We start from the raw sequence: 25,540 nt of genomic DNA, 5'->3' as shown, positions 1-25,540 counted from the left end.
ACCGAGGGTGCTGTCCCCCTCCCTCGCGAAGCGGGAGAGAGGGGGAAGGCGCGAAGCGACTCAGGGGGTGCTTCATGACAACCAGCGCTTGCGGCGCTTGTAGTGCTTCAGGTCGCGAAAACTTTTTGCCTCGCCGCCACCACCCATGCCCAGGTAGAACTCGCGCACGTCGGCATCCTGGGCCAGACGTTCGGCCGGGCCGTCGATGACGATCTTGCCGTTCTCCATGATGTAGCCGCTGTGCGCCACGGCCAGGGCCACGGTGGCGTTCTGCTCGACCAGCAGCATGGAGGTGCCGCGCTCGGCATTGATGCGCGCGATGATGGTGAAGATGTCCTCCACCAGCTTCGGCGCCAGGCCCAGCGAGGGCTCGTCCAGCAGCATGAGCTGGGGCTCGGCGATCAGCGCGCGGCCAATGGCCAGCATCTGCTGCTCGCCGCCCGACAGGTAGCCGGCCAGGCCTTTGCGTCGCTCATGCAGGCGCGGGAAGTAGCTGTAGACCAGGTCGAAGTCGGGCTTGACTTGATTGCGGCCCGTGAGCGCGTAGGTCGCGGCCACGAGGTTTTCCTCCACCGTGAGGTCCTCGAACACGCGCCGGCCCTCCATCACATGCGACAGCCCCAGGCGCACCAGCTGCTGGGGCGCGTACTGCGCAGTGGACTGGCCGTTGTAGCGCACGCTGCCGCTGGCCAGCAGGCCGTCCTCCAGCGCCAGCAGCCCCGAGACGGCCTTGAGCGTGGTGCTCTTGCCCGCGCCGTTGCTGCCCAGCAGGGCCACGATCTGGCCGCGCGGCACGGCCAGCGACAGGCCCCGCAGGGCCTGCACGACCTTGTTGTAGATGACCTCGATGTTGTTGATTTCGAGGACGCTTGCAGTCTCTGCGTTGGTTGGGGTTGCCTTCAAAATTTCACTGCGCATGTGGAGCCCGCGACGTTGGTTATGGCGTGCATCAGGCGCGGGGCACCAAGCAAGGGCCGCCCCGCCGCGAGGGTGCCGTCCCCCTTCCCGCAACGCGAAGCGGTGCGAGAGAAGGGGGAAGCGGCGAAGCCGCTCAGGGGGATGCGTTTCATCAAAGCGCTATCCAGTCGGACGCTGGCAGCATCTTCTGCGCCTTCATGTCCGCCTTGTAGACGCGGCCCACGGGAATCGAATTGCCCTTGATGGTGATGGGCACGCCAATCAGTCCGCCCGTGTCGAAGTCCTTGATGGAATTGAGCGCGGCCTTGAGGTTGGGGCCGGTGAGCGGCTTGCCAGCGTCCAGGCAGCGCCTGGCCGATTCCACGAACAGCATGGCCGCCAGAAAGCCCTGGATATAGGCCGTGCTCTGGTACTCGGGGCGCAGCGCGCGGATCTTGTCCAGCATGGGCGCCTTGGCCGAGGTGTCGTAGTAGTAGCGGTAGGGCATGACGCCCATGAAGCCGTCGCCGGCCTCGCCCATCTTCATGACGGTGGAGCTGTCCATGGTCCAGAAGGTGCCCATCCATTGGCTGGTCATGCCCATCTGCTTGCCCTGCTGGATGAACTCGGGAATGGGCGCGAGGATGTAGCCGTGGAAGATGGTGTAGTCGGGCGCGGCGCGGCGCAGCTTGATGACTTCGGTGGACACGTCCACGCTGCCGGGCGGCGTCATCAGCTTGGCCACCACGTTCAGGCCCAGCTTCTTGGCGGCCGCCTCGCTGGCCTCGATGGGGTCGCGGCCGAACTCGGAGTCGGAGTAGACGAAGGCCACCTTGGCGCCCGGCTTTTCCTTGGCGATGTGCTTGAGCAGGATGCCGAACATCTCCGTGTAGTCGGGTCCCACGAGGAACTGGTTCGGGTACTTGGCCGGGTTGTTGAGCTCGGTGGCGAAGGAGGCGCCCGCCATGAGGATGGCGCCGTTGCGGTCCAGCTCCGGGTTGATGGTCTTGGAAAAGCCCGTGGAGTCGCCGTAGTAGAGGTTGACCTTGTTCTGGCTGGTGATCTTCTTGAACGCGGCCACCGAGACATCGACCTTGTAGCCCGTGTCCTCGGGCACGTAGCGGATCTTGCGGCCCTTGATGCCGCCTGCCTCGTTGACCATCTTCACGTAGTCGCCCATGCCGGCATTGATGCCCACGCCCGCGAAGGCGAACACGCCCGTCATGGGGATGGAGCCGCCGATCACGATGTCTTCGCCGCCAGCCTGGGCGCGGGCGGCCAGCGGTGCGGCCAGGCTGGCGCCGGCCGCCAGCAGCAGGCTGCGGCGGCGCGAGGAGGTCGGGTGTTGCTGCATTGCTTGTCTCCTTTTGCTTGTCGTGCGCGGCGCCGCCTCAATTGCGGAAGGGCCACAGGTGGAAGAAGCGGCGCAGGCGCCGCCACATTTCTGCGAGCCCCTGCGGCTCGAAGACCAGAAAGACGATGATCAGCAGCCCGAACACCATGGTGCGCACGGGCGACAGGAAGACGGCCAGCTCGGAGCCGCCGGGCAGCAGGTCCACGATGAGCTTGAGCAGCTCCGGGACCATGGTCATGAAGACCGCGCCCAGGATGCCGCCCAGGATGGAGCCCATGCCGCCGACGATGATGGCCGCCAGAAAGAAGATGGACATCAAGAGCGGAAAGCTCTCGGGCGTGACCACGCGAAAGAAGTACGCCCACAGCCCGCCCGCCACGCCCGCGTAGAACGAGGACAGCCCAAACGACAGCAGCTTGTAGCGCAGCAGCGGTATGCCCAGCACCTCGGCCGAGATGTCGCGGTCGCGGATGGCGATGAAGGCGCGGCCTATGCGTGTGCGAAACAGGTTGGCCGCGCCCAGCAGCATCAGCAGCGTGACGGGCACGATCACCCAGTACAGCCGGAACGAGGTGTCCAGCGCCACGCCGAACACCGTGGCCGGCTGCAGCGTCAGGCCCGCCGTGCCGCCCGTGAGCCTGAGGTTGGCGAACAGGAAATGGGCGATGAACGAGGCCGCGATGGTGGCAATCGCCAGGTACAGGCCCTTGACGCGCAGCGAGGGCAGGCCCACCACGATGCCGCCCAGCATGGCCACGAAGCCGCCAGCCAGCAGGTTGAACAGCACGGGCGTGCCCCAGCGCGCCTGCACGATGGCCACCGTGTAGGCGCCCAGTCCCATGAAGGCGGCCTGGCCCAGGCTGACCAGGCCCGTGTAGCCGGTGAGGATGTTCAGCCCCGTGGCGCCGGCCACGTTGATGCTGACCAGGCAGGCCAGGTACAGCCAGTAGTCGCTGGCCATGAAGGGGAACAGCAGCAGCAGCGCGCCGGCCATGGCCAGCCAGATGCGTTGCGTGCGGGAGTCGAACAGCGCCGCATCGGCGATGTAGCTTTCCTTGAGGGTGCCTATGCGCATGCTGCCGTCTTTCTGAAGCTGTCTAGAGCCGCTCGATCTCGTGCGTGCCGAACAGGCCGTAGGGCCTGAGCATCAGCACCACGACCAGCACGATGAAGGTGGCCAGCAGCTTGTACTCGCCGCCCAGGTAGGCGCCGGCCAGCGCCTCCACCAGGCCGATGAACAGGCCGCCGACCAGGGCGCCCAGCACGCTGTCCAGCCCGCCCACGATGACGACCACCAGCACCGACAGGCCGAACACGCCCATGCTCGACGAGATGCCGCCGATGGAGCCGACGATGATTCCCGAGACCGCCGCGATCATGGCCGACACCACCCAGGCCAGCGAGAACACGCGCGGCACGTTGATGCCCACCGAATAGGCCGCTGCCTGGTCGCTGGCCGTGGCGCGCAGGGCCACGCCGCCACGCCAGTAGCGGAACACCAGCAGCACGGCCGCGATGAAGACCACGGCCACGGCTGCGCCCCAGGCCACCTTGGGCGCGAGAAAGGCCTCGCCGATCATCACGGGCTGCGTGGGCATGAACTCGGGCAGGCGGCGCTGGTCGGCCGTCCAGATCAGCTCCACCAGGCCCACCAGCACCGAGGCCAGGCCCACGGTGACCATGAACACCGAGATCGGCGGCTCGCCCAGCAGCGGCCGGATCATGGTGCGCTCGATCAGCGCGCCCAGCAGCCCCGTGCCCAGCACGGCGGCGGGAATGGCCAGCCACAGCGGCAGCGCGAACATGGCCGCGAAGGTGAAGAACAGGTAGGCGCCCACCATCAGCAGCTCGCCGATGGCGATGTTGACCACGCGCGTGGCCTTGTAGACCACCACGAAGGCCAGCGCGGCCAGCGCATACAGGCCGCCTGCGGCCAGGCCCGTGAGGGCGATCTCGAACAGGTAGGCCCAGTCCATCATGCGGCCCTCTGCGCCATGGCGGGCAGGTGCCCGACGGGCGCTGGCCGTTCGGCTGCGCCGCGCAGCCGCTGGCGCAGCTCGCCCACGTCGCCCGCGCCCAGGTAGGCGCGGTTCACCTCGGGATCGGCCTGCACCACAGCGGGCGTGCCCTGGGCGATGACCTGGCCGAAGTTGAGCACCACCACATGGTCGGACAGGTCCATGACCATGCCCATGTCGTGCTCCACCATGAGCACGGTCACGCCCCATTCGGCGCGCACATCGAGGATGAAGCGCGCCATGTCCTCGGTCTCCTCGCGGTTCATGCCGGCCACGGGCTCGTCCAGCATCAGGATGCGCGGCTGCATGGCCAGGGCGCGCGCCATCTCCACGCGCTTTTGCAGCCCGTAGGACAGGGCGGCCACGGGCGCATGGCGGATGTGGTCTATCTCCAGGAAATCGATGATGCGCTCCTCGATGTCGCGGCGCAGCTCGGCCTCTTCGCGGCGTGCGCGGCCCAGGTAGAGCAGGGCGTCGAGCACGTTGGTGCGCAGGTGGGCGTGGCGGCCCAGCTTGATGTTGTCCAGCACCGTCATGCCCCGGAACAGCGCAATGTTCTGGAAGCTGCGCCCCAGGCCCAGCCGCGCGCGGCGCGGCGCCGGCATGCGCGTGATGTCCTCGCCCTGGAAGCGGATGGAGCCGCCCGTGGGCCGGTAAAAGCCCGAGATGGTGTTGAACAGCGACGTCTTGCCCGCGCCGTTGGGGCCGATCACGGCCGTGATCGAGCCGGGCTGCACATCGAAGCCCACGCCCGACAGCGCCTTCACGCCGCCAAAGGCGAGCGTGACGCCATCGACCTGCAGCAAGGGGGCGGGCGGGCCGCCGTCGGGGTGTGTCTCCATGGCGCTCTCGTGCGTTGGTTCGTCGAGCCGGGCAGGAGCCTACTGATGCGTAGGCTGTTTACTTTGGAGTAGATTCTGGTTGTCGCCCTCCGCATGCAGCATCGGTGATTTCCCCGGTGCACCCGCCGCCATGAAGCCATCGAGCCCTGAAACCAAGACCCGACCCAGCCCCGGAACCCGCACCCGCAAAGGCCGTGCGGCGCCCTCCGTGGACTCGCCCTGGAGCGGCACGCCCGACCGCGAGCAGCAGCGCGAGGCCAAGCGCCAGGCCGTGCTGCAGGCCGCCGCGCAGCTGTTCAACGAGCGCGGCTTCTCCGCCACCTCGCTGGACGACATCGCCGCGCGGCTGGGCGTGAGCAAGCCCACGCTGTACTACTACGTCAAGAACAAGGACGAGATCCTGCTGCAGTGCGTGAACCAGGGCCTGGCCATGACGCTGGAAGGCATCGAGGCCTCGCGCCGCGCAGGCGGCCAGGCCGTGGACCAGCTGCGCGCCTGCATGCAGGTCTATGCGCGCATCGTCACCATGGACTTCGGCATGTGCCTGATCCGCGTGGGCGACGAACAGGTCCCCCCCGACAGCCGCCGCGAACTGCGCCGCCAGAAGGCCGCCATAGACCAGGCCTTCCGCCGCCTGGTGGCCGCCGGCGTGCAGGAGGGCTCGCTGGCCCCCTGCGACCCCAAGATGACGGCCTTCGTGATTGCCGGCGCGCTCAGCTGGATAGGCCGCTGGTACCAGCCTGGCGGCCAGTACTCGGCCGAGGAAGTGGCGCAGCAGTGCATTGATACCTTGATGGGGGGGGTGTTGCGGCGGGCGGATGTTCTCGATACGCCCAAGTTATCCAAGCCACCCAAGGTGGGCAAGCCTGCAAAGCGTGCGAAGGCGGGCGGCTGAAGCGCCGTTCCCTGCCGTGAGACACGCTACGGCGCCGCACTCTCCTGCGCCGCCAGATCATCCAATATCGGGCAGTCCGGCCGGTCGTCGCCGTGGCAGCAGTGCACCAGGGTCTTGAGCGTGCGCTGCATGGCCTGCATGGCGGCGATGCGCTCGGTCAGTTCGTCGATGTGGCGCTGGGCGATGGCCTTGACCTGGCTGCTGGCGCGGCTCTTGTCCTGCCACAGGCCGAGCAGGGTGGCGATCTCGTCCATGGAAAAGCCGAGGTCGCGCCCCCGGCGGATGAAGCGCAGGGCATGCACGTCGGCCTCGGCGTACTGGCGGTAGCCACCGTCCGTGCGGTGCATGGGCGGCAGCAGGCCCTGGGCTTCGTAGTGGCGCACCATGCGCGCCGAGACACCGGCGCGGCGCGCGGCCTCGCCGATGGAGACGGGCCAGTGCTGTGCGGGGTGGGCGGACATGGTGCGTGCCTTTCGGATGCCTGCGGTGTCTTTGAGGTGTCTCTCAGGCGACCTTGTAGCCTTCTTCGGCAATGGCGGCGCCCAGTGCCTCGCGGCTGGCGCTGCTGTCGACTTCAACGCGCTGGGCGGCGCGATCGATTTTTACCTGGGCCTGGTCATCCACGCCCTGCACGGCCTGGGTGACGGCGCGTTCGCAGTGGCCGCAGGTCATGCCCTGCACGGTGAAAACATGTTGCATCTCTCGCTCCTGGTTGGGGCGCGCCGAAGTGGCGCAAGCCATGGACGGCATGTTGAACCCTGACACCATGGCAAGGTCAAGCGCCTGGCTGGACAAGGGTTGATTTGGCCCAATTCGATGTGAGCCGGCCGGCTCAATGATCCGCTGCAATGGCCGATAGATCGAAAAGAGCCGTGAATAGGCAAAAACCGTCATAGGCCATTGGCGATCATCTGACAAACTGCAACAATTTGTATTTACGTTGGCGCTATGCATTTGGAGACCGTGCGGGCGCCTTGACTGACAGAGAGGAAAACGGTCATGAACTTGTTGGGAATGATGCGGGCTTTCACGATCCGCACGCGGATGCTGGGTGCCATCGCCATGGTGCTGGTACTGCTGGGTCTGCTGGGCGGAGCCGGGATGCTGGGCATGTTCCGCATCCATGGCATGAGTCAGCAGTTCATGCATACCTCGTACGCCAAGATGGGCTACATGGTGGAGTTGCGCGCCGAGCTGGGTGCCGTGCGCGCCCATGAAAAGGACATGATCATCCAGTACGAGCGTGCCGAAGAGGTGCGCAAGGCCCACACCCAGTGGCTGGCCGCCATCGACCGCGTGAAATCCGTGGCCGAGCGCTTTCTGAAGGACGAGGACCCGGCCGACGATGCCATCGTCAGCGGCATCTCCGAGCGCGTGGACCGCTACCGCCAGCAGTTCGAGCACATTGCGCGGCAGCTGGAGGCCGGTGGCTATGACACGGCGACCACGGCCAACCGCATGAGCGGCAAGGCCATGGCCGAGGTGGCGGAGGTCGAAAAGCTCATCGCACAGCTGGACCAGCTGCTGCGCCAGCAGGTCGATGCCATGGCCGCGGAGGAGCAGGGCGTGGCCGAGCAGACGCAGTGGATCTTCGTGGCTGCCGTGGTGCTCACGGTGCTGGTGGTGGTGCCGCTGACGCTGATGAACATGCTGTCCATCTGCCGCCCCCTGGTGCAGGCGCGCCAGACGGCGCTGACCATTGCCCAGGGCGATCTGTCGCAGAGCGTGAAGGTGGAGGGCAAGGACGAGGTGGCCGACCTGCAGCGCGCGCTGGACCAGATGCAGCAGAGCCTGGGCTCCATGGTGACCCAGGTGCGCGACGCCAGCGGCAACATCGCCACGGCCAGCCAGGAGATCGCCACGGGCAACCAGGACCTGTCCTCGCGCACCGAGCAGACGGCCAGCAATGTGCAGGAGACCGTGGCCTCGCTGTCCCAGCTCACGGCCACGGTGCAGCAGACGGCATCTTCCTCGCAGCTGGCCAACCAGCTGGCGGCCTCTGCCTCGACCACGGCCACGCGCGGTGGCGACGTGGTGGCCCAGGCCGTGGTCAGCATGCAGGAGATCACGACCTCCAGCCGCAAGATCGGCGACATCATCGGCCTGATCGACTCCATCGCCTTCCAGACCAACATCCTGGCGCTGAACGCCGCCGTGGAAGCGGCACGTGCCGGCGAGCAGGGCCGCGGCTTTGCCGTGGTGGCGGCCGAGGTGCGCTCGCTGGCCCAGCGCTCGGCCCAGGCGGCCAGCGAGATCAAGGCGCTGATCCAGACCAGCGTGCAGGCCGTGGACGTGGGCGTGCGCCAGGTCGAGGACGCGGGCAAGACCATGAAGGAAATCGTGGACAGCGTGCAGCGCGTGGGCGACATCATTGGCGAGATCACGGCGGCTTCCAGCGAGCAGTCGGGGGGCATCGGCCAGGTCAACCAGGCCGTGGGCGATATCGACCGCATGACGCAGCAGAACGCAGCCCTGGTCGAGGAATCGGCTGCCGCCGCCGAGTCGCTGCGCGAGCAGGCCGCGCGCCTGGCGCAGGTGGTGGGCCAGTTCCGCATTGCCGGTGCGGCCGTGGCGTCCATGGGCTCGCATGCTTCCTATGGCCGTCCCGGCCAGGGCAAGCCCGGCCTGGCCCCGGCTGCCGGCCGCGCCCCGCTGGCTTCGGCCCGCGAGACCCAGTTGCTGGAACACGCCTGAGAAGGCAGGGGCCAGCGGCCCTGTTTCACGTGACCCCGTGAATCGCGCGAACGAAAAAAGCCCGCAGGCCATGCCTGCGGGCTTTTTGCTTTGCAGCGCCGCAAATCAGGCCTGGCGCGCGAACGGGTAGTCGGTATAGCCCTCGGCGCCGCCGCCGTAGAACAGGCTGGAGTTCCAGGGATTCAGCGGCAGGTCGTCGCGCAGGCGGTGGACCAGGTCGGGGTTGGAGATGAAGGCCTTGCCGAAGGCCACGATATCGGCGTGGCCGCTTTCCACGGCGCGCAGCGCCATGTCGCGGTCATAGCCGTTGTTGACCATCCAGGCGCCCTGGCCGCCGGCCTCGCGGTAGGCGGATTTGAGGGCCGTGTAGTCGAAGGGCCGGTCGGGCAATTCACGCGGGCCGCCGGTGGAGCCTTCGATGATGTGGATGTAGGCCAGGCCCAGCGGCGCCAGCTGGCGCACCACGTATTCGAACAGCGGCTGGGGGTCGGCATCGGCGATGTCGTTGGCCGGCGTCACGGGCGACAGACGGATGCCCACGCGGCCGCCGCCCACGGCATCGGCAGCGGCGCGCGTGCATTCGAGCAGCAGGCGGGCGCGGTTCTCGATGCTGCCGCCGTAGTCGTCATCGCGCTGGTTGGCTCCGGTCTTGAGGAACTGGTCCAGCAGATAGCCGTTGGCGCCGTGCAGCTCCACGCCGTCGAAACCGGCCGTCTCCACGGCATTGCGCGCGGCCACGGCGAAGCTGTGGACGATGGCGGGAAGCTCCTGCTGGGCGAGCGCGCGCGGCGCGGAGGTGGGCACGAACTGGCCCTTGCCCGAGTCCTCGTCGATCACATAGGTCTTGGATTTGGCCGCCACCGGGGACGGCCCCACGGGCGCCTGGCCTTCGGGCTGCAGCGAGGTGTGCGAGACCCGGCCCACATGCCACAGCTGGGTGACGATGCGCCCGCCGGCCTTGTGCACGGCGTCGGTCACGCGCTTCCAGCCGTCGAGCTGCTCGCTGCCGTACAGGCCCGGCACATGGGCATAGCCCTGGCCCTGGTGGCTGATGGCCGTGCCTTCGCTGATCAGCAGGCCGGCGCTGGCGCGCTGGGCGTAGTAGGTGACCATGATGTCGTTGGGCAGGGCCTGGGGTGCGCGGTTGCGCGTCAGCGGCGCCATGGCGATGCGGTTGGGCAGGCGCAGCTCGCCGGCCTGTATGGGATCGAACAGAGAGGTCATGCAACGGGGCTTTCTGTGCGTGAAGCAAAAGCGCCACCCGTGCGGGCGGCGCGGCGTACGGCACAGATTACGCCCATGGAATCAATCGTGCAGGCCAGGGATTTGCGCGCTGTCGTGCAGGCGACGGTGCTGCGCCACGAGTCGCCCCAGCGCCTGCATCTGCGCCGTCACGAAGCTGCGCGTGGCGGCATCGGTGCACAGGCCCTGGCTGTCGAATTTCTGCGCCGCCTGGCCCACGAACACCTCGGGCCGGGCCAGCACGTCGGCTTCCATGCACTGCAATACCTTGCGCAGTTCGTACTGCACGCGCGCCCCGCCCAGCGGGCCCGGCGAGGCCGAGACAAGGGCCACGGGCTTGTGCCGAAAGGGTTGGTCGTCGCCACGCGAGATCCAGTCCAGCGCATTCTTGAACATGCCTGGAATGGAGAAGTTGTACTCGGGCGTGGCCAGCACCACGGCGTCGGCACGGCGGATGCGCTCGCGCAACTGGTGCACGGATTCGGGCATGCCCGTGGCCAGCAGGTCGGCATCCAGCGGCGGCAGCGCGCGCCAGTCGCAGACCTGCATCGTGGCCGAGGGCGCCAGGCATTCGCCCGCCAGCTCCAGCAGCATGCGGTTCAGGGAATGGCGGCGCAGGCTGCCGCACAGGCCGATGATGTCCATGGCGTCAGGCCTGCAGCGGAATGCCGACCTGCTGGATGACGCCGCGCCAGCGCGCGATCTCGGCGCCCACCATGGCACGCATCTCCTCGGGGCTGCAGGGCGTGGCCGCGCTGCCGGCGCTGGCCAGGGCCTGGAGCAGGTCGGGCTCCTTCAGGGCCTTGTGGGCTTCGGCGGCCAGCCTTTGCACCACGTCGGCGGGCGTGCCTGCGGGCGCGGCCAGGCCCAGCCAGGAGCGCACCTCGAAGCCGGGCAGCACGGCCGAGGCCGGCGGCACCTCGGGCAGGGTGGGCCAGGCCTGGGCGCTGGTGACGGCCAGGGCGCGCAGCCGGCCCGACTTGATGTGCGGCATGGCCACGGTCAGCGTGTCGCTGAGCACGTCCACATCGCCCGCTATCACGGCCTGCACGGGTGCGCCGCCGCCCCGGTAGGGCACGTGCAGCAGCTGTACCTTGGCCGTGGAGCCCAGCAGCTCACCGGCCATGTGCTGGGTGGAGCCCACGCCCACCGAGGTGAAGGTGATGCGTCCCGGCTCCTTGCGGGCCATGGCCAGCAGATCGGCCAGGGTCCTGGCGGGATGCTCGGCGCGCACGGCCACCACGAAGGGAAAGGACGAGACGGTGGAGACAAAGGCGAAGTCCTTGACCGCGTCGTAGGGCAGCGATTTGCGCAGCGCGGCCGACACGGTGTGCGCGCCCGTGAGCATGACCAGGCTGTAGCCGTCCGGCACCGCCTTGGCCACGAAGTTGCTGGCAATGGAGCCGCCCGCGCCGCTCTTGATCTCCACCACCACGGGCTGCCTGAGCGATTCCTGCAGCTTCTGGGCCACGAGCCGGGCCACCACGTCGGCGTTGCCGCCCGCGCCAAAGCCGTGGATCAATTGAATGGGCCGGTTGGGAAAACCGCCCTGGGCCCGGGCCGTGGGCAGGGCGAGTGAGGCGGCGCCTGCAAGCAGGGCCGTGCGTCGGGTGATGGCAGTCATGTCATGTCTCCTTTTTTGTATTGCGCGCTGCGGACGTGTCCAGTGGCCTGGCTGGCCTGGCTGGTGTTGCGGCTAGCGGTCCGCGCGTGCGTAGCCGGTCTGGGCGCCGTAGAGCTTTTCGCGCTGCGACCAGTCGTGGGTCTCGTTCCACAGGGCCAGCACCTGCATGGCCTCCTGCTCGAAGACCTGGTGGCGCGCCGCGTCGGCCGTGCGTGCGGTCAGCTCCAGGCGGTGGCCCGAAGGGTCGAAGAAGTAGATGGAGGTGATGAAGTCGTCGTGGTTGGTGGGGCCCACCACGTCAATGCCCCGGTCCAGCAGGTCCTGCCGGGCGCGCAGCACGGTGTCCACGTCGGCGACCTCGAAGGCGAAGTGCTGTATCCAGCCCGGCGACTCCATGTCCTTCATCTGGCCCGGGTCCCTGGGGCACTCGAAGAAGGCGATGGAGCTGCCGTCCTCCATCTCGAAAAAGATGTGGATGTGCGGGCTGTACTGGCCCGTGGAGGGCACATGGTCCTCGCCCATGGCGTGGGTGAAGCGCAGGCCCAGCACCTCGGTATAGAAGCGCACGGTCTCGGCCGCGTCCTTGCAGCGGTAGGCGGCGTGGTGAAGCTTTTTGCACAGCATGGATGTCTCCTGTCAGTCGGTGGAAAGGGGGCCGGAAGTGGACGCGGGGCCTGTGGCGCCGTGGAGCGGCTCCTGGCAGCCGCTCCACTGGGGCTGGAAGAAGGGGGCCGGGACCAGGAACTTCGATTCCTGGCTTTGCAGCAGCGGCAGCATGCGCGCCACATAGGCCTGCCAGCGTGGCTCGGCCAGCAGGCGGGCGCGGCGCTCGGCGCGCTCGTTCAGGTCCGTATAGGCCCACAGGTGGACGATCTGGTTGAGTGGCCCCGAGTCGCTGGTGTAGTAGCCGACCATGCGGCCCAGAATGCGCTGCTGCAGCTCCAGGCCCTCGGCCTGGTAGAGCGCCAGGTAGTCCCGCCACTTGCCGGGGTGGGCGGTGTAGGTGCGTTGTTCGACGAGCATGCCGTGCCTTTTTTCAACCGAGGCTGTGGCCGCCGTCGATCACGATGCGCGTGCCCGTGGCCGTGCGCAGATGCGTGGCGCAGGCGAGGATGGCCTGCGCCACATCGCCGGGCTCGACCACGCGGCCCAGCGGCGTGTGCGCGGCCTTTTTCTCCAGCTCCTGGCGGCTGCGGCCCCCGACGAAGCCCGTGTCCACGGCGGCGGGCGAGACGCAGAGAAAGCGCACCGGGCCGAAGGCGCGCGCCATGGACACCGTCAGCGTGTCCAGCGCGGCCTTGGCGGCGCAATAGGCCATGTTGCTGCCCAGGCCCGTGAAGGCGGAGACCGAGGACACGTTGACCACGGCGGCATCCTGCGAGGCGCGCAGCAGCGGCAGCAGGGCCCGCGTCACGGCATAGGTGCCGCCCACGTTGGCGCACAGGATGCGGTTGAACAGCGCGGGCTCCAGCGCATCGATCTGCGCGTGCGCGATGCGCTCGGTGAAGCCCGCGCAGTTGACCAGCAGGTCCACCCGGCCCAGGTGCTGCTGCAGCCACTGGGCGGCGGTGGCGTGGCTTGCCTCGTCTTGCAGCGACAGCTGCAGCGTGTGGTGGCTGCCCGGCAGTTCCTCGCGCAGCGCCTGGGCGCGGTCGCGGCCCTGGTGGTAGCCGATCACGACGGTGGCGCCCTCGCGGGCCAGGGCCCGCGCCGTGGCGGCGCCTATGCCGCTGCTGGCGCCGGTGACGACGGCGATTCTGTCTTGCAATGGCGGATGGGAGAGTTGCATCATTCGGAAATCCGTGGCGCCCGGCCTTGCCGTGCCCTGGCCGGGCCGTGGTTGATCGGCCATTCCGATTGTTTTCAAATCGCCCGGCGGCGCCACTCAGTTGTCCGATAAACGAACATGACCTCATCGTCCGATGCTGGCTCCCTCAAGCGGGGCGTGGCCTTTCTCAAGCTGCTGGCGACCGGGGGCGCGCGCGGTTGCCCGCTCAGCGAACTGGCCGAAAAATCCGGCGTGCCCCACCCTTCGGCCCACCGCATCCTCAAGCAGCTGATTGCCGAGCGCCTGGTGGTGCACGACGCCCAGACCCACCGCTACCGGCTGGGGCCGCTGGCCTTCGAGCTGGGCCTGGCGGGGTCGATGCTGCACGACATACGCGACCTGTGCGAGCCGGCCATGGCGGCGCTGTCACGTGAAACCGAGGACACGGCCTACCTGGTGGTGCGCAGCGGATTCGAGGCCGTGTGCCTGCACCGGCTCGAAGGCGACTTCCCCATACGCACGCTGGTGCTGCAGGTCGGCAGCCGGCGCCCGCTGGGCGTGGGCGCCGGGGGGCTGGCCGTGCTGGCCGCCATTGCGCCCGAGGAGCGTGAGGCCATCATCGAGCGCGTGGCGCCCGCCCTGCCGGCCTTTGGCAAGCTCACCGATGCGGGGCTGCGCCTGGCCTGCGAGGAAACGGCCCGTGCAGGCGTGGCCGTGATACAGAACCGCGTGAGCCTGGGCGTGACGGCCGTGGGCGCGCATTTTTGCGACAGCATGGGCCAGGCCATGGGGGCGGTCAGCGTGGCCGCGCTGACCCAGCGCATGACGGCGGCGCGCGTGCGGCGCATCGCCCAGCAGGTGCGCGCTGCGGCGGCCCAGATAGAGCAGCGCATCCGCACGCGCAAAAGATAAGGGGCCGGCTGGTTCACACCAGCCGGCCCCTTGTGCCGCCGAGACCGGGCTCGGGCGCTGCTTACTTGAGCAGGCCTTCGGCCTTCATCGCGGCCTGCACGGCAGGGCGGGCCAGCACGCGCTCGCGGTAGGCCAGGAGGTTGGTCAGCTCGGAGATGTCCACGCCCACGAACTGGGCCCAGCCCGTCACGGTGAACAGGTAGGCGTCGGCCACGGTGAACTGCTCGCCCATCAGGTAGTCGCGGCCATTGAGCTCGCCGTCCACCCACTTGAGGCGGTCCAGCACGCGCTGGCGCACCACGGGCTTGTAGTCGTCGGGCGTGGCGGGGTTGAACAGGGGGCCGAAGCCCTTGTGCAGCTCGGTGCCGATGAAGTTCAGCCACTCCTGAAGGTGGTAGCGGGCCATGGTGCCGTTGGCAGGCGCCAGCTTCTTCTCGGGGACCAGATCGGCCAGGTACTGGACGATGGCCGGGCCTTCATGCAGCGTGTCGCCGTCGTCGAGCACGAGGAAGGGAACATAGCCCAGCGGGTTGATGCCGTAGTAGTCCGTGCCGTCCTGCAGCTTGTGCGTCTTGGTGCTGGCCAGGACCGGCTCGTAGGCCAGGCCTGCCTCGTGCAGGACGATGTGGGGAGACAGAGAGCAGGCGCCAGGGCTGTAGTAGAGCTTCATGGTGGATGGCTTCCGATCAGGGTAAGAAAGACAAGCGCCCATGCTAACCCCATGTGCAGGGGCTGCGCATGATGGGACCGCGCTGGCGGCAGGGTTCAGGCCGACAGGCGCTGTGCAGCCCAGAGCACCTGTTCCAGCACGGCCTTCATGCCTTGCTGGTCCTGGGGGCGCTGCAGGCGGCCGGCGTCGTCGAATGCCTGGCCTGCCTGGCCCACGGCATGGCTCACGGGGGCCAGCCAGCACTGCAGGTTCAGCAGCAGCGGCGCCAGGTGCGACTGGGCGCGCAGGCCGCCCAGGCCGCCGGGCGAGGCGCTGGCCATGCCCACGACCTTGCCGCGAAAGGGCAGGGTGCCATCGGACCAGACCGGATCACCGGCCACGGGGCTGGAAGCCCAGTCAATGGCGTTCTTGAGCAGGGCAGGGTAGCTGCCGTTGTACTCGGGCGAGCAGATCAGCCAGGCCGGGTGGCTGTGCAGCGCGGCCTTGAAGCGCAGCACGTCGGGCGGCGTGCCGCTGGCCTCCAGGTCGGCGTTGTACATGGGGATGTCGAAATCCGACAGCTCCAGCAGCGTGGGCTGGGCGCCCAGTTCGCGCGCCATGTCGGCGGCGGCGGCGGCCAGGCGCCGGTTGTGCGATTGTTGGCGGGTACTGCCCGCGAAGATGAGGATCTGCATGGCCGCCATTGCATCACAGGCCCTGCACATGTTTCTTGCAAGCGGGCCGCCCTGCGGGCGGCGGCGCGCAGCATCCTGCGGTGCACACGTGTTCGCCGCACTGTTTCACGTGGAACACCGGCGCAGTGCCGGCCCGGTGGCGGGGCCGGCCGACCCCTTGCAAGGCACTGGTGCGGCAAAGGTGGGAAAATCGCGGGTTCCCCGCTGGGTTCCCCTCGCTACATGAACGAGGGCCACCTGCCATGAGCGCCGGAGCGTGAGTGCTCCGTGTCGGGGGCTTGGGCCGGGCAGGCCCCCGGAGTGATAAGCATGTTGTACCCACAGGAATTTGATGTGATCGTGGTCGGTGGCGGCCACGCCGGCACCGAGGCCGCGCTGGCCGCTGCGCGCATGGGCTGCAGGACGCTGCTGCTGAGCCACAACATCGAGACCCTGGGCCAGATGAGCTGCAATCCCAGCATTGGCGGGATCGGCAAGGGCCATCTGGTCAAGGAAGTGGATGCGCTGGGCGGCGCCATGGCGCTGGCCACCGATATCGGCGGCATACAGTTCCGCATCCTCAACAGCTCCAAGGGCCCGGCCGTGCGTGCCACGCGCGCCCAGGCCGACCGCATTCTCTACAAGGCCGCCATCCGCGACATGCTGGAGAACCAGCCCAACCTGTGGCTGTTCCAGCAGGCGGTGGATGACCTCATGGTCGAGGGCGACCGCGTGGTGGGTGCCGTCACCCAGGTGGGGGTGCGCTTTCGCAGCCGCACCGTGGTGCTCACGGCGGGCACCTTCCTGGACGGCAAGATCCACGTGGGCCTGAACAACTACGCGGCAGGCCGCGCGGGCGACCCGCCAGCCGTCAGCCTGTCGTCGCGGCTCAAGGAGCTGCAGCTGCCCCAGGGCCGCCTGAAGACCGGCACGCCACCGCGCCTGGATGGCCGCAGCATCGATTTCTCGCAGTGCGAGGAGCAGCCCGGCGACGGCATGCCCGGTGGTGTCAACGAAGGCGTGCTGCCGGTGTTCAGCTTCATCGGCAATGCGGCCATGCACCCGCGCCAGATGCCTTGCTGGATCACCCACACCAACGAGCGCACGCACGACATCATCCGCAGCGGCTTTGACCGCAGCCCCATGTTCACGGGCAAGATCGAGGGCGTGGGCCCGCGCTACTGCCCCAGCGTCGAGGACAAGATCAACCGCTTTGCCGACAAGGAAAGCCACCAGATCTTCCTGGAGCCCGAAGGCCTGACCACCAACGAGTTCTATCCCAACGGCATCTCCACCAGCCTGCCCTTCGACATCCAGTACGAACTGGTGCGCAGCATGAAGGGGCTGGAGAACGCACACATCCTGCGCCCCGGCTACGCCATCGAGTACGACTACTTCGATCCGCGCTCGCTCAAGAGCAGCTTCGAGACGCGCCAGATCCAGGGCCTGTTCTTCGCGGGCCAGATCAACGGCACGACCGGCTACGAGGAAGCGGCGGCCCAGGGCCTGTTCGCCGGCCTCAACGCCGCGCTGCAGTGCCGTGGCCAGGAAGCCTGGCTGCCGCGCCGCGACGAGGCCTACCTGGGCGTGCTGGTCGATGACCTGATCACCAAGGGCGTGACCGAGCCCTACCGCATGTTCACCAGCCGCGCCGAGTTCCGTCTGCAGCTGCGCGAGGACAACGCCGACATGCGCCTGACCGAAGCGGGCCGCGCCATGGGCCTGGTGGACGATGCGCGCTGGGATGCCTTCAGCCGCAAGCGCGATGCTGTTTCACGTGAAACAGAGCGCCTGAAGTCCACCTGGGTCAATCCGCGCATCGTCACGCCCGAGGAGTCGGAGCGGGTGCTGGGCAAGTCCATCGAGCGCGAGTACAACCTGTTCGACCTGCTGCGTCGGCCCGATGTGGGCTACGGCAAGCTGATGAGCCTGAACGAGGGCCGCTATGCCTCGGCCGATGTGCAGCCCGACGTGCTGGGCGATCTCAGCGCCTCCGTGGTCGAGCAGGTGGAAATCGCGGCCAAGTACGCAGGCTACATCGACCGCCAGAAGGACGAGGTGCAGCGCGCCGCCCACTTCGAGAACCTGCGCCTGCCGGCCGAGCTGGACTACATGCAGGTGCCGGCCCTGTCCTTCGAGGTGCGCCAGTCGCTGCAAAAGCACAGGCCCGAGACCTTGGGCCAGGCATCGCGCATGTCGGGCGTGACGCCGGCGGCGATCTCGCTGCTGATGGTGCATCTGAAGAAGGGCGGCTTTCGGGGCTTTGCACCGGATGTGACTGACGCGAAGGGCGAGGAGGCATCCGCATGAGCCAGGAACTGCGCGCTCCGCTCGAAGCCGGCCTGCAGGCGCTGGGGCTGGACCTCACCCCCGCCCAGATCGATACGCTGATGGAATTCCAGGCCCTGCTGGGCAAGTGGAACAAGGTCTACAACCTCACGGCCGTGCGTGATCCGCAGGAGATGCTGACCCATCACCTGCTCGACAGCCTGGCTGCCGTGCCGGCGCTGCAGCGCCATCTGGCACAGATGCCTGCGCGCGCAGGGCGCACCGCCATGCTGGACGTGGGCTCGGGCGGCGGCCTGCCTGGCGTGGTCTTTGCCATCTGCTGCCCGCAGATCGACGTGCACTGCGTGGACACGGTGGGCAAGAAGGCCGCCTTCATCCAGCAGGCGGCGGCCACGCTGCGCCTGCCCAACCTGCGCGGCATCCACAGCCGCGTGGAGCAGCTGACCACGCGCTATCCGCTGATCAGCTGCCGTGCCTTTGCCTCGCTGGTGGACTTCACCAGCTGGTCGCGTCAGGCGCTGGAGGAGGGCGGCACCTGGCTGGCCATGAAGGGCAAGCACCCCGACGATGAAATCGCCGCGCTGCCCGCCGACGTGCAGGTGTTTCACGTGGAACCATTGAAGGTGCCGGGCCTGGATGCCGAGCGCTGCATCCTCTGGCTGCGCGTTTGCGCCTGATTTTTTTACCGAATGGCACACTGCTGCGTTGCGGCGGGGCCATGTTCCACATGCGCTGGCCATGGCCCTCGCATAAACTCCCAGCTTTCATCGCTCAGGGGTCAGCATGTTCGGCATCTCCGATTTCAGCGCATTCGTTGTTGCCATTCTTCTGTTTTTGCTGATTCCGGGGCCGGGCAATCTGGCGCTGATCACCTCCACCGGCAAGGGCGGCATACGTGCCGGAATGGCGGCCTGCGCAGGCGTGCTGGCGGCCGACCAGGTGCTGATCTGGATGGCCGTGGCGGGCGTGGCCGCGCTGCTGGCCTCCTATCCCACGGCCTTCCATGCCGTGCAATGGCTGGGCGCCGCCTACCTGGGCTGGCTGGGTTTCAGGATGCTCACCGCCAAGCCCGGCGACAAGCCCGTGCTGCACATCGAGCCGCGCCACTACTTTCGCCAGGCCGGCCTGATCACCCTGATGAACCCCAAGTCCATCGTGTTCTACATGGCCTTCTTCCCGCTGTTCGTGGATCCCGCAAGCCACCAGGGCCTGCTCACGTTCGCGGTGATGGCGGCCACGGTGGCCGCGCTGACCTTTCTCTATTGCCTGATCGTGGTGCTGCTGACCGCGCATCTGGCCGAGCGCATGCGCGCCAATCCTGCGGTTTCCCGGGTTCTCGAAAAGACTGCGGGCGTGTTCCTGATCGGTTTTGGCCTCAAGCTGGCCATCGCCAAATAAGCGTGTAAATACCATGGCCAAAATCTTCTGTGTCGCCAATCAAAAGGGCGGGGTCGGCAAGACCACCACCGCCGTCAACCTTGCAGCGGGCCTGGCCAAGGTCGGCCAGCGCGTGCTGATGATCGACCTGGACCCGCAGGGCAATGCCACCATGGGCTCGGGCGTGGACAAGCGTGCGCTGGAGCTGTCGGTCTACGACGTGCTGCTGGAGAACGCCAGCGTCAAGGAAGCCGCCGTGCGTTCCGAGGCCGTAGGCTACGACGTGCTGGGCGCCAACCGCGAACTCAGCGGCGCCGAGATCGAGCTGGTCACCCTGGAGCGCCGCAACGATCGCCTGAAGGGCGCCCTCAAGGCGGTCGATGCCGACTACGACTTCGTGCTGGTGGACTGCCCGCCCAGCCTGTCCATGCTCACCTTGAACGGCCTGTGTGCCGCCCATGGCGTGGTCGTGCCCATGCAGTGCGAGTACTTCGCGCTCGAAGGCCTGACCGACCTGGTCAACACGATCAAGCAGGTGCACGCCAACATGAACCCCGACCTGCAGATCATCGGCCTGCTGCGCGTGATGTTCGATCCGCGCACCACGCTGCAGCAGCAGGTCAGCGACCAGCTCAAGGAGCACTTCGGCGACAAGGTGTTCGACACCGTCATCCCGCGCAACGTGCGCCTGGCCGAGGCGCCCAGCTATGGCGTGCCCGGCGTGGTCTTCGATCCGGGCGCCAAGGGCAGCAAGGCCTTCATCGATTTCGCGCACGAGATGGTGCGCCGCATCAAGAAGATGTAGCCATGCAGGTGCCACATGAAACGCCGGGGCAGGGCGTTGCTGCCGAGGACATCTGGCTGCTGCCCGGCTGGCAGAACTCCGATGCCGACCACTGGCAAAGCCGCTGGGAGCAGCGCCACGGCTACCGCCGCCTGGAGCAAAACGACTGGGACCGCCCGCTGCGCGGCGACTGGAGCGCCAGGCTGCAGGAGACGGTGCTCGACGCGCCGCGCCCCGTGGTGCTGGTGGCGCACAGCCTGGGCTGCATCCTTGTGGCCTGGTGGGCGGCGCATTCGCCGCTGGCCGCCCGCAAGGTGCGCGGCGCGCTGCTGGTGGCCCCCGGCGATACCGAGCAGCCCCAGCTGCGCGAGCAATTGCCGGGCTGGTCGCCCGTGATGATGCAGCGCCTGCCGTTTGCCTCCATCGTGGTCGGCAGCGACAACGACATTTACTGCAGCGCCCAGCGCGTGCAAGCCATGGCCGATGCCTGGGGCGCACGCTTCGTCGACGCAGGGCCTTCGGGCCATCTCAACACGGCCAGCGGGCTGGGCGACTGGGACAGCGGACACGCGCTGCTGGCATCGCTTTGACAAGGACAACACCATGGTGACCAAGAAACCCAAGGGACTGGGACGCGGGCTGGAAGCCCTGCTCGGACCCAAGGTCCACGACAAGGAAGAGGGCGGCGGCCCGGTGGCCGAGACCGGCCTGCCCAGCATCCTGCAGCTCGACGTCATGGTGCCCGGCCAGTACCAGCCGCGCACTCACATGGACGAGGGCGCGCTCTACGAGCTGGCCGAAAGCATCAAGGCCCAGGGCATCATGCAGCCCATCCTGGTGCGCCGCCTGGCCAAGGGCGACCACGCCGGCAAGTACGAAATCATCGCGGGCGAGCGGCGCTTCCGTGCGGCCCGCATCGCCGGCCTGGCCGAGGTGCCGGTGCTGGTGCGCGAGGTGCCCGACGAGGCCGCCGCCGCGATGGCGCTGATCGAGAACATCCAGCGCGAGGACCTCAACCCGCTGGAAGAGGCCCAGGGCCTGTCGCGCCTGGTCAAGGAGTTCGGCCTCACGCACGAGCAGGCGGCCCAGGCCGTGGGACGCTCGCGCAGCGCAGCCACCAACATCCTGCGCCTGCTGAATCTGGCCGACCCGGTGCAGACCATGCTCATGGCCGGCGACATCGACATGGGCCATGCGCGTGCCCTGCTGTCGCTGGACCGCGCGGCCCAGATCACGGCCGGCAACCAGATCGCGGCCAAGAAGCTGTCGGTGCGCGAGGCCGAGGCCCTGGTCAAGAAGATCGGCGCCGACTTCAGCCTGGTGCGCCAGAAGTCCAAGAAGGACGGCAAGTCGCGCGACATCAAGCGCGTGGAAGAAGAGCTGTCCGACCTGCTCATGGCCGATGTCGAAGTGCGCATCAAGAAGTCCGTGCGCCGTGGCGGCAAGCTGCAGGAAATGGGCGAAGTGGCGATCCAGTTCGGATCGCTCGATGCGCTCAACGGGCTGATCGAACGTTTGCGCGGCGATGCACCCGAGTGATGACAACAGCTTGTAACCGTATGTGATCTGTCGTTCTCCAGCAAAGCAGCGCTTTTTCGCAAGGGTGAATCCCGGTATATTTGCGCGCTGTTATGCGGGGTAATTGTGTGTAATCGCTGACTGGCGACGCTGCCAGTGCGTGGACGCCCATTGCCCTGGCGCTGATTCACCTAGACCAGACCAAGAGGATTACAACGTGAAGAAGTATCTTGCCCTGACTGCCATCGCTGCCGTAGCGCTGACCGGCTGCGTGACCACCGACATGCGCATGGGTTCGCCCGAAGCCAAGACCGTGGCCACGGGCGCCGCAGGCGGTGCCAGCGCCGAGAACGCCAACACCGAGCTGGAGCGCTGCGACTCCTCGCTGGGCACCATCTCCCTGGTCGAGAACCAGACCGCGGGCTGGTACACCATCCTCACCCAGCAGTACCGCCTGCCGCCCACCTCGCAGCTGCTGCGCCTGATGATCCAGCAGTCCAACTGCTTCATCGTCGTGGAACGCGGCGCGGCCGGCATGGGTGCCATGGCGCGTGAGCGCGCGCTGATGGACTCGGGCGAAATGCGCGGCGGCAGCAACCTAGGCAAGGGCCAGATGGTGGCCTCCGACTACGGCCTGTCCCCCGAAGTGATCTTCAACCAGAGCGATGCCGGCGGCATGGGCGGTGCCATCGGCGGCCGCGCAGGCGGCATCTTCGGCGCGCTGGCTGCGGCCACCAAGACGCGCGAGGCCTCGGTCATGCTGGCCCTGGTGGACAACCGCTCGGGCGTGCAGGTGTCGGCTTCCGAAGGCTCGTCCTCCAAGACCGACTGGGGCGGCATGGGCGCGCTGTTCGGCGGCTCCGCCGGCGCCTCGCTGGGCGGCTACACGCGCACGGCCGAAGGCAAGGTGATCGCCGCCGCCTTCATGGACGCCTACAACCAGATGGTGCGCTCGCTGCGCAACTACAAGGCGCAGACCGTCAAGGGCCAGGGCCTGGGCGGCGGTGGACGCCTGGGCGTGGACGGCGGTGCCGCACCGTCGCAGACATCGGCTCCGGGCGCCAATGCCGCCGGCATGTCGCTGCGCGCCGCGCAGCAAAAGCTCAATGCCCTGGGCTACACCGCAGGCACGCCTGACGGCTCCATGGGCAAGAACACCCAGAACGCCCTGCGCGAGTTCCAGCGCGACCAGAGCCTGCCGCAGACCGGCCGCCTCGACCGTGCCACCTCGCAAGCACTGCAACAGCAATGAGATGCAGCACCCCCTGAGTCGCTTCGCGCCTTCCCCCTCTCCTGCGGGAGGGGGACGACAGCCTCGCTGCGGGGCGGCCCTTGCTCGCTGTCCCTTGTTTGGGGCGTTTCGGGCGCATAGGTCGCGCTCGTTTCATGGGCTGTGGGAGGCGCGTCGCGCAATGAGGCTCTGACATGCGGCGCCTTCCCTGGCCGGCCCCGGCCCTTCTTGCCTGGGCGGGCGCCTGGCTTGTCTACGCCGCGCTGCAATCGACCCTAGGGCCGCTGGCCGCCTGGCTGGCGGCCTGTTTTTTGGGCGTGCTCGCCAGCCTGCTGGCCACGCCTTGGTGGCGGCGCCTGGCCGTGGCGGCGGGCTTTCCGTTGTCCTGCCTGATGCTGTGGGGGCCGGGCGGCCTAGCCGCCATCAGCCCCTGGCTGTGGCTGGCGGCGCTGGGTCTGCTGACCCTGGTCTACCCGCTCAACGCCTGGCGCGATGCGCCGCTGTTTCCCACGCCGACCGATGCGCTGCAAGGCCTGGCCGATGCCGCGCCGCTGCCCGATGGCGCGGCCGTGCTCGATGCCGGCTGCGGCCTGGGCGACGGCCTGCGCGCGCTGCGCGGGCAGTACCCGCAGGCGCGGCTCCATGGCATGGAGTGGAGCTGGCCGCTGCGCTGGCTGTGCGCGCTGCGCTGCCCCTGGGCCCGCGTGCGCCGTGCCGATATCTGGCTGGCCGACTGGAGCGGCTACCAGATGGTCTACCTGTTCCAGCGCCCCGAAAGCATGGGCCGTGCGGCCGTCAAGGCCGCCACGGAGCTGCCTGAGGGCGCCTGGCTGGTCAGCCTGGACTTTGCGCTGCCCGGCGTGGAGCCCTCCTGGCAGCGCCAGGGCCCGGGCCGGCACAGCCTCTGGGTCTACCGCATGCCGCTGGGCGGTGCCGGCGAGGCCGTGGTGCATGTTCCCGAGCCCGAGGAGACGCCCTACGAAAAGGCCCTGCGGGAACTGCAGGAGCGCCGGTGAGGGGCCGTGCCGCCTACTTCTTCGCGCTGGCCTTGCTCACATAGAGCGACAGCGCGGCGATCTCAGCCTCGCTGAGCGTGGCCTTGAACGAGGGCATGGCGCCTATGCCGTCGCGCAGTGCGCGCGCCACGCGCGCGGCGTCGGGCTTGAGCTCGTCGAGCACGGGGCCGATGGCGCCCTCGGCGCCCGCGTCCTTGAGCGTGTGGCACAGCGCGCAGGCGGGCGTGGCCGTGGCGAACAGCTTCTTGCCCAGGGCCATCTGGGCCGCTTCATCGGCAAAGGCGGGGGCGCACAGCAGGGCGCTGCCGAGCAAAGTGCTGCCCAGCAGGGCGGTGTGGATCAGGTGTTTCATCGTGAACATGGCAATGGGGGTACGGGCCCGCCACGGTCTGGCGCCGTGTGCGGGAGGTGACGGGAGTGAAGAGAAGGGGGGCGGGATGAGCGCGCGGGCCGTGTTCAGGCCACGGTGACGGTCACGGCGTGGTCGGCCCAGCTGGTGTTGTTGTAGCCACTCTGGTTTTCGCCGCGCGTCTCGGGCTGGACCCGGCCGCGCGCGTCGGTGGCGCGGCTGGCCAGCACATGCGTGCCCTTGGGCAGGCGCGCCTGCAGCACGAACTGGCGCCAGGCGTACTTGCCCAGGTCGGGGCCGACCAGGCGCGCGGCCTGCCAGCTCTTGCCGCCGTCCGTGGACACCTCCACGCCCTTGACGGCGTCCATGCCGCCAAAGGCCACGCCGTGGATCTGCACCAGGCCGGCGGCCTGCCCGCCGTCCTCGGGCAGGGGCGAGTTGATCCAGGACTTGACGCTCATCTCCTGCACCGAGGGCTGGCTCGGGTCGCCCTTGCTGCCGGGTGGCGAGATGCGGTAGCCGTGGGACATGATGTGGGCCTCGCTCTCGCGCGGCGTGAAGGCCAGTTGCTTGATGTACTTGATGTTGTTCACGCCCGTGTAGCCGGGCACGATCAGGCGCAGCGGCCCACCATGGGCCAGCGGGATGGGCTCGCCGTTCATCTCCCAGGCCAGCAGGGCGTCGTCCATGGCCGACAGCGGCACCGAGCGTTCGACGATGACGCTCTTGGGGTCCAGCCCCGCAGGCAGCACCTCGCCGCCCGTGCCGGTCATGTAGAGACCGCCGTCTGACACACCGCCCAGGGCCTTGACCACCTCGCGCACGGGCACGCCGCTCCAGACCACGCAGCCGGCCGCACCCACGGTCCAGGCCGTGCCGCTGGGCTTGCTGGGAAAGAAGGCCCGGCCATTGCCCGAGCACTGCAGCACCATGGCCACGGTCTCCAGGCCCAGGGACTTGAGCTCGCGCACGCTGAGGCTGCGGGGCTGGCGCACGCCCTCCACCTGCAGCTGCCAGGCATCGCGGTCGGCCACGATGGATTCGGGCGGCGTGGGCAGGTTGTTGCGCACATAGAGCTGGTCGCTGGGCGTGATCACGCTGGTGCCGAAGGCGCCGCGCCGCGTCTCTATGGTGGTGGAGCTGTGGACGATGAGGGCATCGGCCTTCTTCCAGCCCGCGTAGCCGGGCAGGGGCTTGGCCGCCGGGGCTGTCGGTGCCGCCGCAGCTGCGGGTGCCTGGGCTTGGGCTTGGGCCAACGCGCCCTGGTGCAGGCCGGCCAGGCCAGCTGCGGCCAGCGCGCTGGCGCTGCCGGCCAGCAGGCTGCGGCGCGCGGGGGAAGTGGGCGATGTCGGCAAGTGGTTCATGGTTGTCTCCTCGTGGTGGTTGTCAGGGGGCGTGTCATGGCGT

General features: G+C 68.3%; 28 protein-coding genes. 11 read left to right on the top strand and 17 right to left on the bottom strand.

Going from position 1 to position 25,540, the window contains the following annotated elements; all coding sequences use genetic code 11:
* Positions 1-72: 72 nt before the first annotated feature.
* The 5 genes from AC57B5_RS20650 to AC57B5_RS20630 form a co-directional block, all read right to left on the bottom strand.
* Entirely contained in the window at positions 73-903 is an 831-nt protein-coding gene (locus AC57B5_RS20650) for an ABC transporter ATP-binding protein (RefSeq protein WP_232245680.1), read from the bottom strand.
* A gap of 166 nt (positions 904-1,069) precedes the next feature.
* The gene (locus AC57B5_RS20645; RefSeq protein ID WP_012201969.1) at positions 1,070-2,251 is read right to left on the bottom strand and encodes an ABC transporter substrate-binding protein; all 1,182 of its coding nucleotides are present in this window, start codon (positions 2,249-2,251) and stop codon (positions 1,070-1,072) included.
* 37 nt (positions 2,252-2,288) lie between these two features.
* Positions 2,289-3,326: a branched-chain amino acid ABC transporter permease gene (locus AC57B5_RS20640; protein WP_043825211.1), complete on the bottom strand. Its 1,038-nt coding sequence runs from the start codon at positions 3,324-3,326 to the stop codon at positions 2,289-2,291.
* A 22-nt stretch (positions 3,327-3,348) separates the two neighbouring features.
* Positions 3,349-4,230 (bottom strand): branched-chain amino acid ABC transporter permease, encoded by an 882-nt coding sequence (locus tag AC57B5_RS20635; RefSeq protein WP_013799949.1) that lies wholly within the window; start codon positions 4,228-4,230, stop codon positions 3,349-3,351.
* A complete protein-coding gene (locus AC57B5_RS20630; RefSeq protein WP_013799950.1) occupies positions 4,227-5,111 on the bottom strand; it encodes an ABC transporter ATP-binding protein in 885 nt (294 codons plus the stop codon). The genes AC57B5_RS20635 and AC57B5_RS20630 overlap by 4 nt, the downstream gene beginning before the upstream one ends.
* 130 nt (positions 5,112-5,241) lie before the next feature.
* Here AC57B5_RS20630 and AC57B5_RS20625 point away from each other — a divergent pair, with 130 nt between their 5' ends.
* Complete coding sequence (locus tag AC57B5_RS20625) at positions 5,242-6,006, top strand: TetR/AcrR family transcriptional regulator (protein ID WP_496400241.1); 765 nt, start codon at positions 5,242-5,244, stop codon at positions 6,004-6,006.
* A 26-nt stretch (positions 6,007-6,032) separates the two neighbouring features.
* Here the strand turns inward: AC57B5_RS20625 and cueR are convergent, their stop codons facing one another.
* Together cueR and AC57B5_RS20615 are read right to left on the bottom strand one after the other, a co-directional pair.
* Positions 6,033-6,467, bottom strand: a complete 435-nt coding sequence (cueR, locus tag AC57B5_RS20620) for a Cu(I)-responsive transcriptional regulator (RefSeq protein ID WP_012201974.1) — start codon at positions 6,465-6,467, stop codon at positions 6,033-6,035.
* Positions 6,468-6,510: 43 nt separating this feature from the next.
* Positions 6,511-6,705 (bottom strand): heavy-metal-associated domain-containing protein, encoded by a 195-nt coding sequence (locus tag AC57B5_RS20615; protein ID WP_012201975.1) that lies wholly within the window; start codon positions 6,703-6,705, stop codon positions 6,511-6,513.
* Positions 6,706-7,005: 300 nt separating this feature from the next.
* Between AC57B5_RS20615 and AC57B5_RS20610 the strand changes: the two genes are divergently transcribed.
* Positions 7,006-8,700 (top strand): methyl-accepting chemotaxis protein, encoded by a 1,695-nt coding sequence (locus tag AC57B5_RS20610; protein ID WP_034397522.1) that lies wholly within the window; start codon positions 7,006-7,008, stop codon positions 8,698-8,700.
* Between the two features lie 105 nt (positions 8,701-8,805).
* Here the strand turns inward: AC57B5_RS20610 and AC57B5_RS20605 are convergent, their stop codons facing one another.
* The 6 genes from AC57B5_RS20605 to AC57B5_RS20580 all read right to left on the bottom strand — a co-directional run bounded on the left by AC57B5_RS20605 (position 8,806) and on the right by AC57B5_RS20580 (position 13,358).
* Positions 8,806-9,924: an alkene reductase gene (locus tag AC57B5_RS20605; RefSeq protein WP_496400240.1), complete on the bottom strand. Its 1,119-nt coding sequence runs from the start codon at positions 9,922-9,924 to the stop codon at positions 8,806-8,808.
* An 81-nt stretch (positions 9,925-10,005) separates the two neighbouring features.
* Positions 10,006-10,587, bottom strand: coding sequence for an NADPH-dependent FMN reductase (locus AC57B5_RS20600; RefSeq protein WP_448676009.1), 582 nt, complete (start codon positions 10,585-10,587; stop codon positions 10,006-10,008).
* Between the two features lie 4 nt (positions 10,588-10,591).
* Positions 10,592-11,566 (bottom strand): tripartite tricarboxylate transporter substrate binding protein, encoded by a 975-nt coding sequence (locus AC57B5_RS20595; RefSeq protein ID WP_448676010.1) that lies wholly within the window; start codon positions 11,564-11,566, stop codon positions 10,592-10,594.
* A gap of 72 nt (positions 11,567-11,638) precedes the next feature.
* Positions 11,639-12,190, bottom strand: coding sequence for a VOC family protein (locus AC57B5_RS20590; protein ID WP_012201980.1), 552 nt, complete (start codon positions 12,188-12,190; stop codon positions 11,639-11,641).
* Between the two features lie 12 nt (positions 12,191-12,202).
* On the bottom strand, positions 12,203-12,589 hold the full coding sequence (locus tag AC57B5_RS20585) for an NIPSNAP family protein (RefSeq protein ID WP_063327853.1): 387 nt from the start codon (positions 12,587-12,589) through the stop codon (positions 12,203-12,205).
* Positions 12,590-12,602: 13 nt separating this feature from the next.
* Positions 12,603-13,358: an SDR family NAD(P)-dependent oxidoreductase gene (locus AC57B5_RS20580; protein WP_047469596.1), complete on the bottom strand. Its 756-nt coding sequence runs from the start codon at positions 13,356-13,358 to the stop codon at positions 12,603-12,605.
* A gap of 114 nt (positions 13,359-13,472) precedes the next feature.
* Here AC57B5_RS20580 and AC57B5_RS20575 point away from each other — a divergent pair, with 114 nt between their 5' ends.
* Complete coding sequence (locus AC57B5_RS20575; protein ID WP_065344964.1) at positions 13,473-14,246, top strand: IclR family transcriptional regulator; 774 nt, start codon at positions 13,473-13,475, stop codon at positions 14,244-14,246.
* 61 nt (positions 14,247-14,307) lie between these two features.
* Here the strand turns inward: AC57B5_RS20575 and gstA are convergent, their stop codons facing one another.
* Together gstA and AC57B5_RS20565 are read right to left on the bottom strand one after the other, a co-directional pair.
* Positions 14,308-14,916, bottom strand: a complete 609-nt coding sequence (gene gstA / locus AC57B5_RS20570) for a glutathione transferase GstA (protein WP_013799958.1) — start codon at positions 14,914-14,916, stop codon at positions 14,308-14,310.
* A 95-nt stretch (positions 14,917-15,011) separates the two neighbouring features.
* Entirely contained in the window at positions 15,012-15,599 is a 588-nt protein-coding gene (locus AC57B5_RS20565) for an NADPH-dependent FMN reductase (RefSeq protein WP_016447287.1), read from the bottom strand.
* 300 nt (positions 15,600-15,899) lie between these two features.
* Between AC57B5_RS20565 and mnmG the strand changes: the two genes are divergently transcribed.
* The 8 genes from mnmG to AC57B5_RS20525 all read left to right on the top strand — a co-directional run bounded on the left by mnmG (position 15,900) and on the right by AC57B5_RS20525 (position 23,784).
* The gene (mnmG, locus tag AC57B5_RS20560) at positions 15,900-17,879 is read left to right on the top strand and encodes a tRNA uridine-5-carboxymethylaminomethyl(34) synthesis enzyme MnmG (protein WP_012201986.1); all 1,980 of its coding nucleotides are present in this window, start codon (positions 15,900-15,902) and stop codon (positions 17,877-17,879) included.
* On the top strand, positions 17,876-18,535 hold the full coding sequence (rsmG, locus tag AC57B5_RS20555) for a 16S rRNA (guanine(527)-N(7))-methyltransferase RsmG (RefSeq protein WP_496400239.1): 660 nt from the start codon (positions 17,876-17,878) through the stop codon (positions 18,533-18,535). Before mnmG ends, rsmG begins: the two co-directional genes overlap by 4 nt.
* Before the next feature lie 106 nt (positions 18,536-18,641).
* Positions 18,642-19,256: a LysE family transporter gene (locus AC57B5_RS20550; RefSeq protein WP_012201988.1), complete on the top strand. Its 615-nt coding sequence runs from the start codon at positions 18,642-18,644 to the stop codon at positions 19,254-19,256.
* Between the two features lie 13 nt (positions 19,257-19,269).
* Positions 19,270-20,040, top strand: a complete 771-nt coding sequence (locus tag AC57B5_RS20545; RefSeq protein ID WP_012201989.1) for a ParA family protein — start codon at positions 19,270-19,272, stop codon at positions 20,038-20,040.
* 2 nt (positions 20,041-20,042) lie between these two features.
* The gene (locus tag AC57B5_RS20540; RefSeq protein WP_034397530.1) at positions 20,043-20,609 is read left to right on the top strand and encodes an RBBP9/YdeN family alpha/beta hydrolase; all 567 of its coding nucleotides are present in this window, start codon (positions 20,043-20,045) and stop codon (positions 20,607-20,609) included.
* Between the two features lie 13 nt (positions 20,610-20,622).
* The gene (locus AC57B5_RS20535) at positions 20,623-21,558 is read left to right on the top strand and encodes a ParB/RepB/Spo0J family partition protein (protein ID WP_013799965.1); all 936 of its coding nucleotides are present in this window, start codon (positions 20,623-20,625) and stop codon (positions 21,556-21,558) included.
* Between the two features lie 196 nt (positions 21,559-21,754).
* Positions 21,755-22,789 carry a peptidoglycan-binding domain-containing protein gene (locus tag AC57B5_RS20530; RefSeq protein ID WP_013799966.1) on the top strand — a complete coding sequence of 345 codons (1,035 nt, stop codon included), beginning with the start codon at positions 21,755-21,757 and terminating at the stop codon, positions 22,787-22,789.
* Between the two features lie 173 nt (positions 22,790-22,962).
* Positions 22,963-23,784, top strand: a complete 822-nt coding sequence (locus AC57B5_RS20525) for a class I SAM-dependent methyltransferase (protein ID WP_496400238.1) — start codon at positions 22,963-22,965, stop codon at positions 23,782-23,784.
* Between the two features lie 13 nt (positions 23,785-23,797).
* Here AC57B5_RS20525 and sorU read toward each other — a convergent pair whose 3' ends face one another.
* Entirely contained in the window at positions 23,798-24,145 is a 348-nt protein-coding gene (gene sorU, locus AC57B5_RS20520; RefSeq protein ID WP_198819833.1) for a SorU family sulfite dehydrogenase c-type cytochrome subunit, read from the bottom strand.
* A 95-nt stretch (positions 24,146-24,240) separates the two neighbouring features.
* Complete coding sequence (gene sorT / locus AC57B5_RS20515) at positions 24,241-25,497, bottom strand: SorT family sulfite dehydrogenase catalytic subunit (RefSeq protein ID WP_496400237.1); 1,257 nt, start codon at positions 25,495-25,497, stop codon at positions 24,241-24,243.
* Between the last annotated feature and the right edge of the window lie 43 nt (positions 25,498-25,540).

It is taken from the genome of Delftia sp. BGA-UO-ETr-SB1 (assembly GCF_059567865.1).
Note: the sequence above shows the minus strand (reverse complement) of the source record. Positions and strands in the feature narration are given on the sequence as shown.

Coding starts and splice junctions, on each gene's coding strand:
- AC57B5_RS20645 (WP_012201969.1), bottom strand. CDS start 2,251: ATGCAGCAACACCCGACCTCCTCGCGCCGCCGCAGCCTGCTGCTGGCG.
- AC57B5_RS20640 (WP_043825211.1), bottom strand. CDS start 3,326: ATGCGCATAGGCACCCTCAAGGAAAGCTACATCGCCGATGCGGCGCTG.
- AC57B5_RS20635 (WP_013799949.1), bottom strand. CDS start 4,230: ATGATGGACTGGGCCTACCTGTTCGAGATCGCCCTCACGGGCCTGGCC.
- AC57B5_RS20630 (WP_013799950.1), bottom strand. CDS start 5,111: ATGGAGACACACCCCGACGGCGGCCCGCCCGCCCCCTTGCTGCAGGTC.
- AC57B5_RS20625 (WP_496400241.1), top strand. CDS start 5,242: ATGAAGCCATCGAGCCCTGAAACCAAGACCCGACCCAGCCCCGGAACC.
- cueR (WP_012201974.1), bottom strand. CDS start 6,467: ATGTCCGCCCACCCCGCACAGCACTGGCCCGTCTCCATCGGCGAGGCC.
- AC57B5_RS20615 (WP_012201975.1), bottom strand. CDS start 6,705: ATGCAACATGTTTTCACCGTGCAGGGCATGACCTGCGGCCACTGCGAA.
- AC57B5_RS20610 (WP_034397522.1), top strand. CDS start 7,006: ATGAACTTGTTGGGAATGATGCGGGCTTTCACGATCCGCACGCGGATG.
- AC57B5_RS20605 (WP_496400240.1), bottom strand. CDS start 9,924: ATGACCTCTCTGTTCGATCCCATACAGGCCGGCGAGCTGCGCCTGCCC.
- AC57B5_RS20600 (WP_448676009.1), bottom strand. CDS start 10,587: ATGGACATCATCGGCCTGTGCGGCAGCCTGCGCCGCCATTCCCTGAAC.
- AC57B5_RS20595 (WP_448676010.1), bottom strand. CDS start 11,566: ATGACTGCCATCACCCGACGCACGGCCCTGCTTGCAGGCGCCGCCTCA.
- AC57B5_RS20590 (WP_012201980.1), bottom strand. CDS start 12,190: ATGCTGTGCAAAAAGCTTCACCACGCCGCCTACCGCTGCAAGGACGCG.
- AC57B5_RS20585 (WP_063327853.1), bottom strand. CDS start 12,589: ATGCTCGTCGAACAACGCACCTACACCGCCCACCCCGGCAAGTGGCGG.
- AC57B5_RS20580 (WP_047469596.1), bottom strand. CDS start 13,358: ATGATGCAACTCTCCCATCCGCCATTGCAAGACAGAATCGCCGTCGTC.
- AC57B5_RS20575 (WP_065344964.1), top strand. CDS start 13,473: ATGACCTCATCGTCCGATGCTGGCTCCCTCAAGCGGGGCGTGGCCTTT.
- gstA (WP_013799958.1), bottom strand. CDS start 14,916: ATGAAGCTCTACTACAGCCCTGGCGCCTGCTCTCTGTCTCCCCACATC.
- AC57B5_RS20565 (WP_016447287.1), bottom strand. CDS start 15,599: ATGGCGGCCATGCAGATCCTCATCTTCGCGGGCAGTACCCGCCAACAA.
- mnmG (WP_012201986.1), top strand. CDS start 15,900: ATGTTGTACCCACAGGAATTTGATGTGATCGTGGTCGGTGGCGGCCAC.
- rsmG (WP_496400239.1), top strand. CDS start 17,876: ATGAGCCAGGAACTGCGCGCTCCGCTCGAAGCCGGCCTGCAGGCGCTG.
- AC57B5_RS20550 (WP_012201988.1), top strand. CDS start 18,642: ATGTTCGGCATCTCCGATTTCAGCGCATTCGTTGTTGCCATTCTTCTG.
- AC57B5_RS20545 (WP_012201989.1), top strand. CDS start 19,270: ATGGCCAAAATCTTCTGTGTCGCCAATCAAAAGGGCGGGGTCGGCAAG.
- AC57B5_RS20540 (WP_034397530.1), top strand. CDS start 20,043: ATGCAGGTGCCACATGAAACGCCGGGGCAGGGCGTTGCTGCCGAGGAC.
- AC57B5_RS20535 (WP_013799965.1), top strand. CDS start 20,623: ATGGTGACCAAGAAACCCAAGGGACTGGGACGCGGGCTGGAAGCCCTG.
- AC57B5_RS20525 (WP_496400238.1), top strand. CDS start 22,963: ATGCGGCGCCTTCCCTGGCCGGCCCCGGCCCTTCTTGCCTGGGCGGGC.
- sorU (WP_198819833.1), bottom strand. CDS start 24,145: ATGTTCACGATGAAACACCTGATCCACACCGCCCTGCTGGGCAGCACT.
- sorT (WP_496400237.1), bottom strand. CDS start 25,497: ATGAACCACTTGCCGACATCGCCCACTTCCCCCGCGCGCCGCAGCCTG.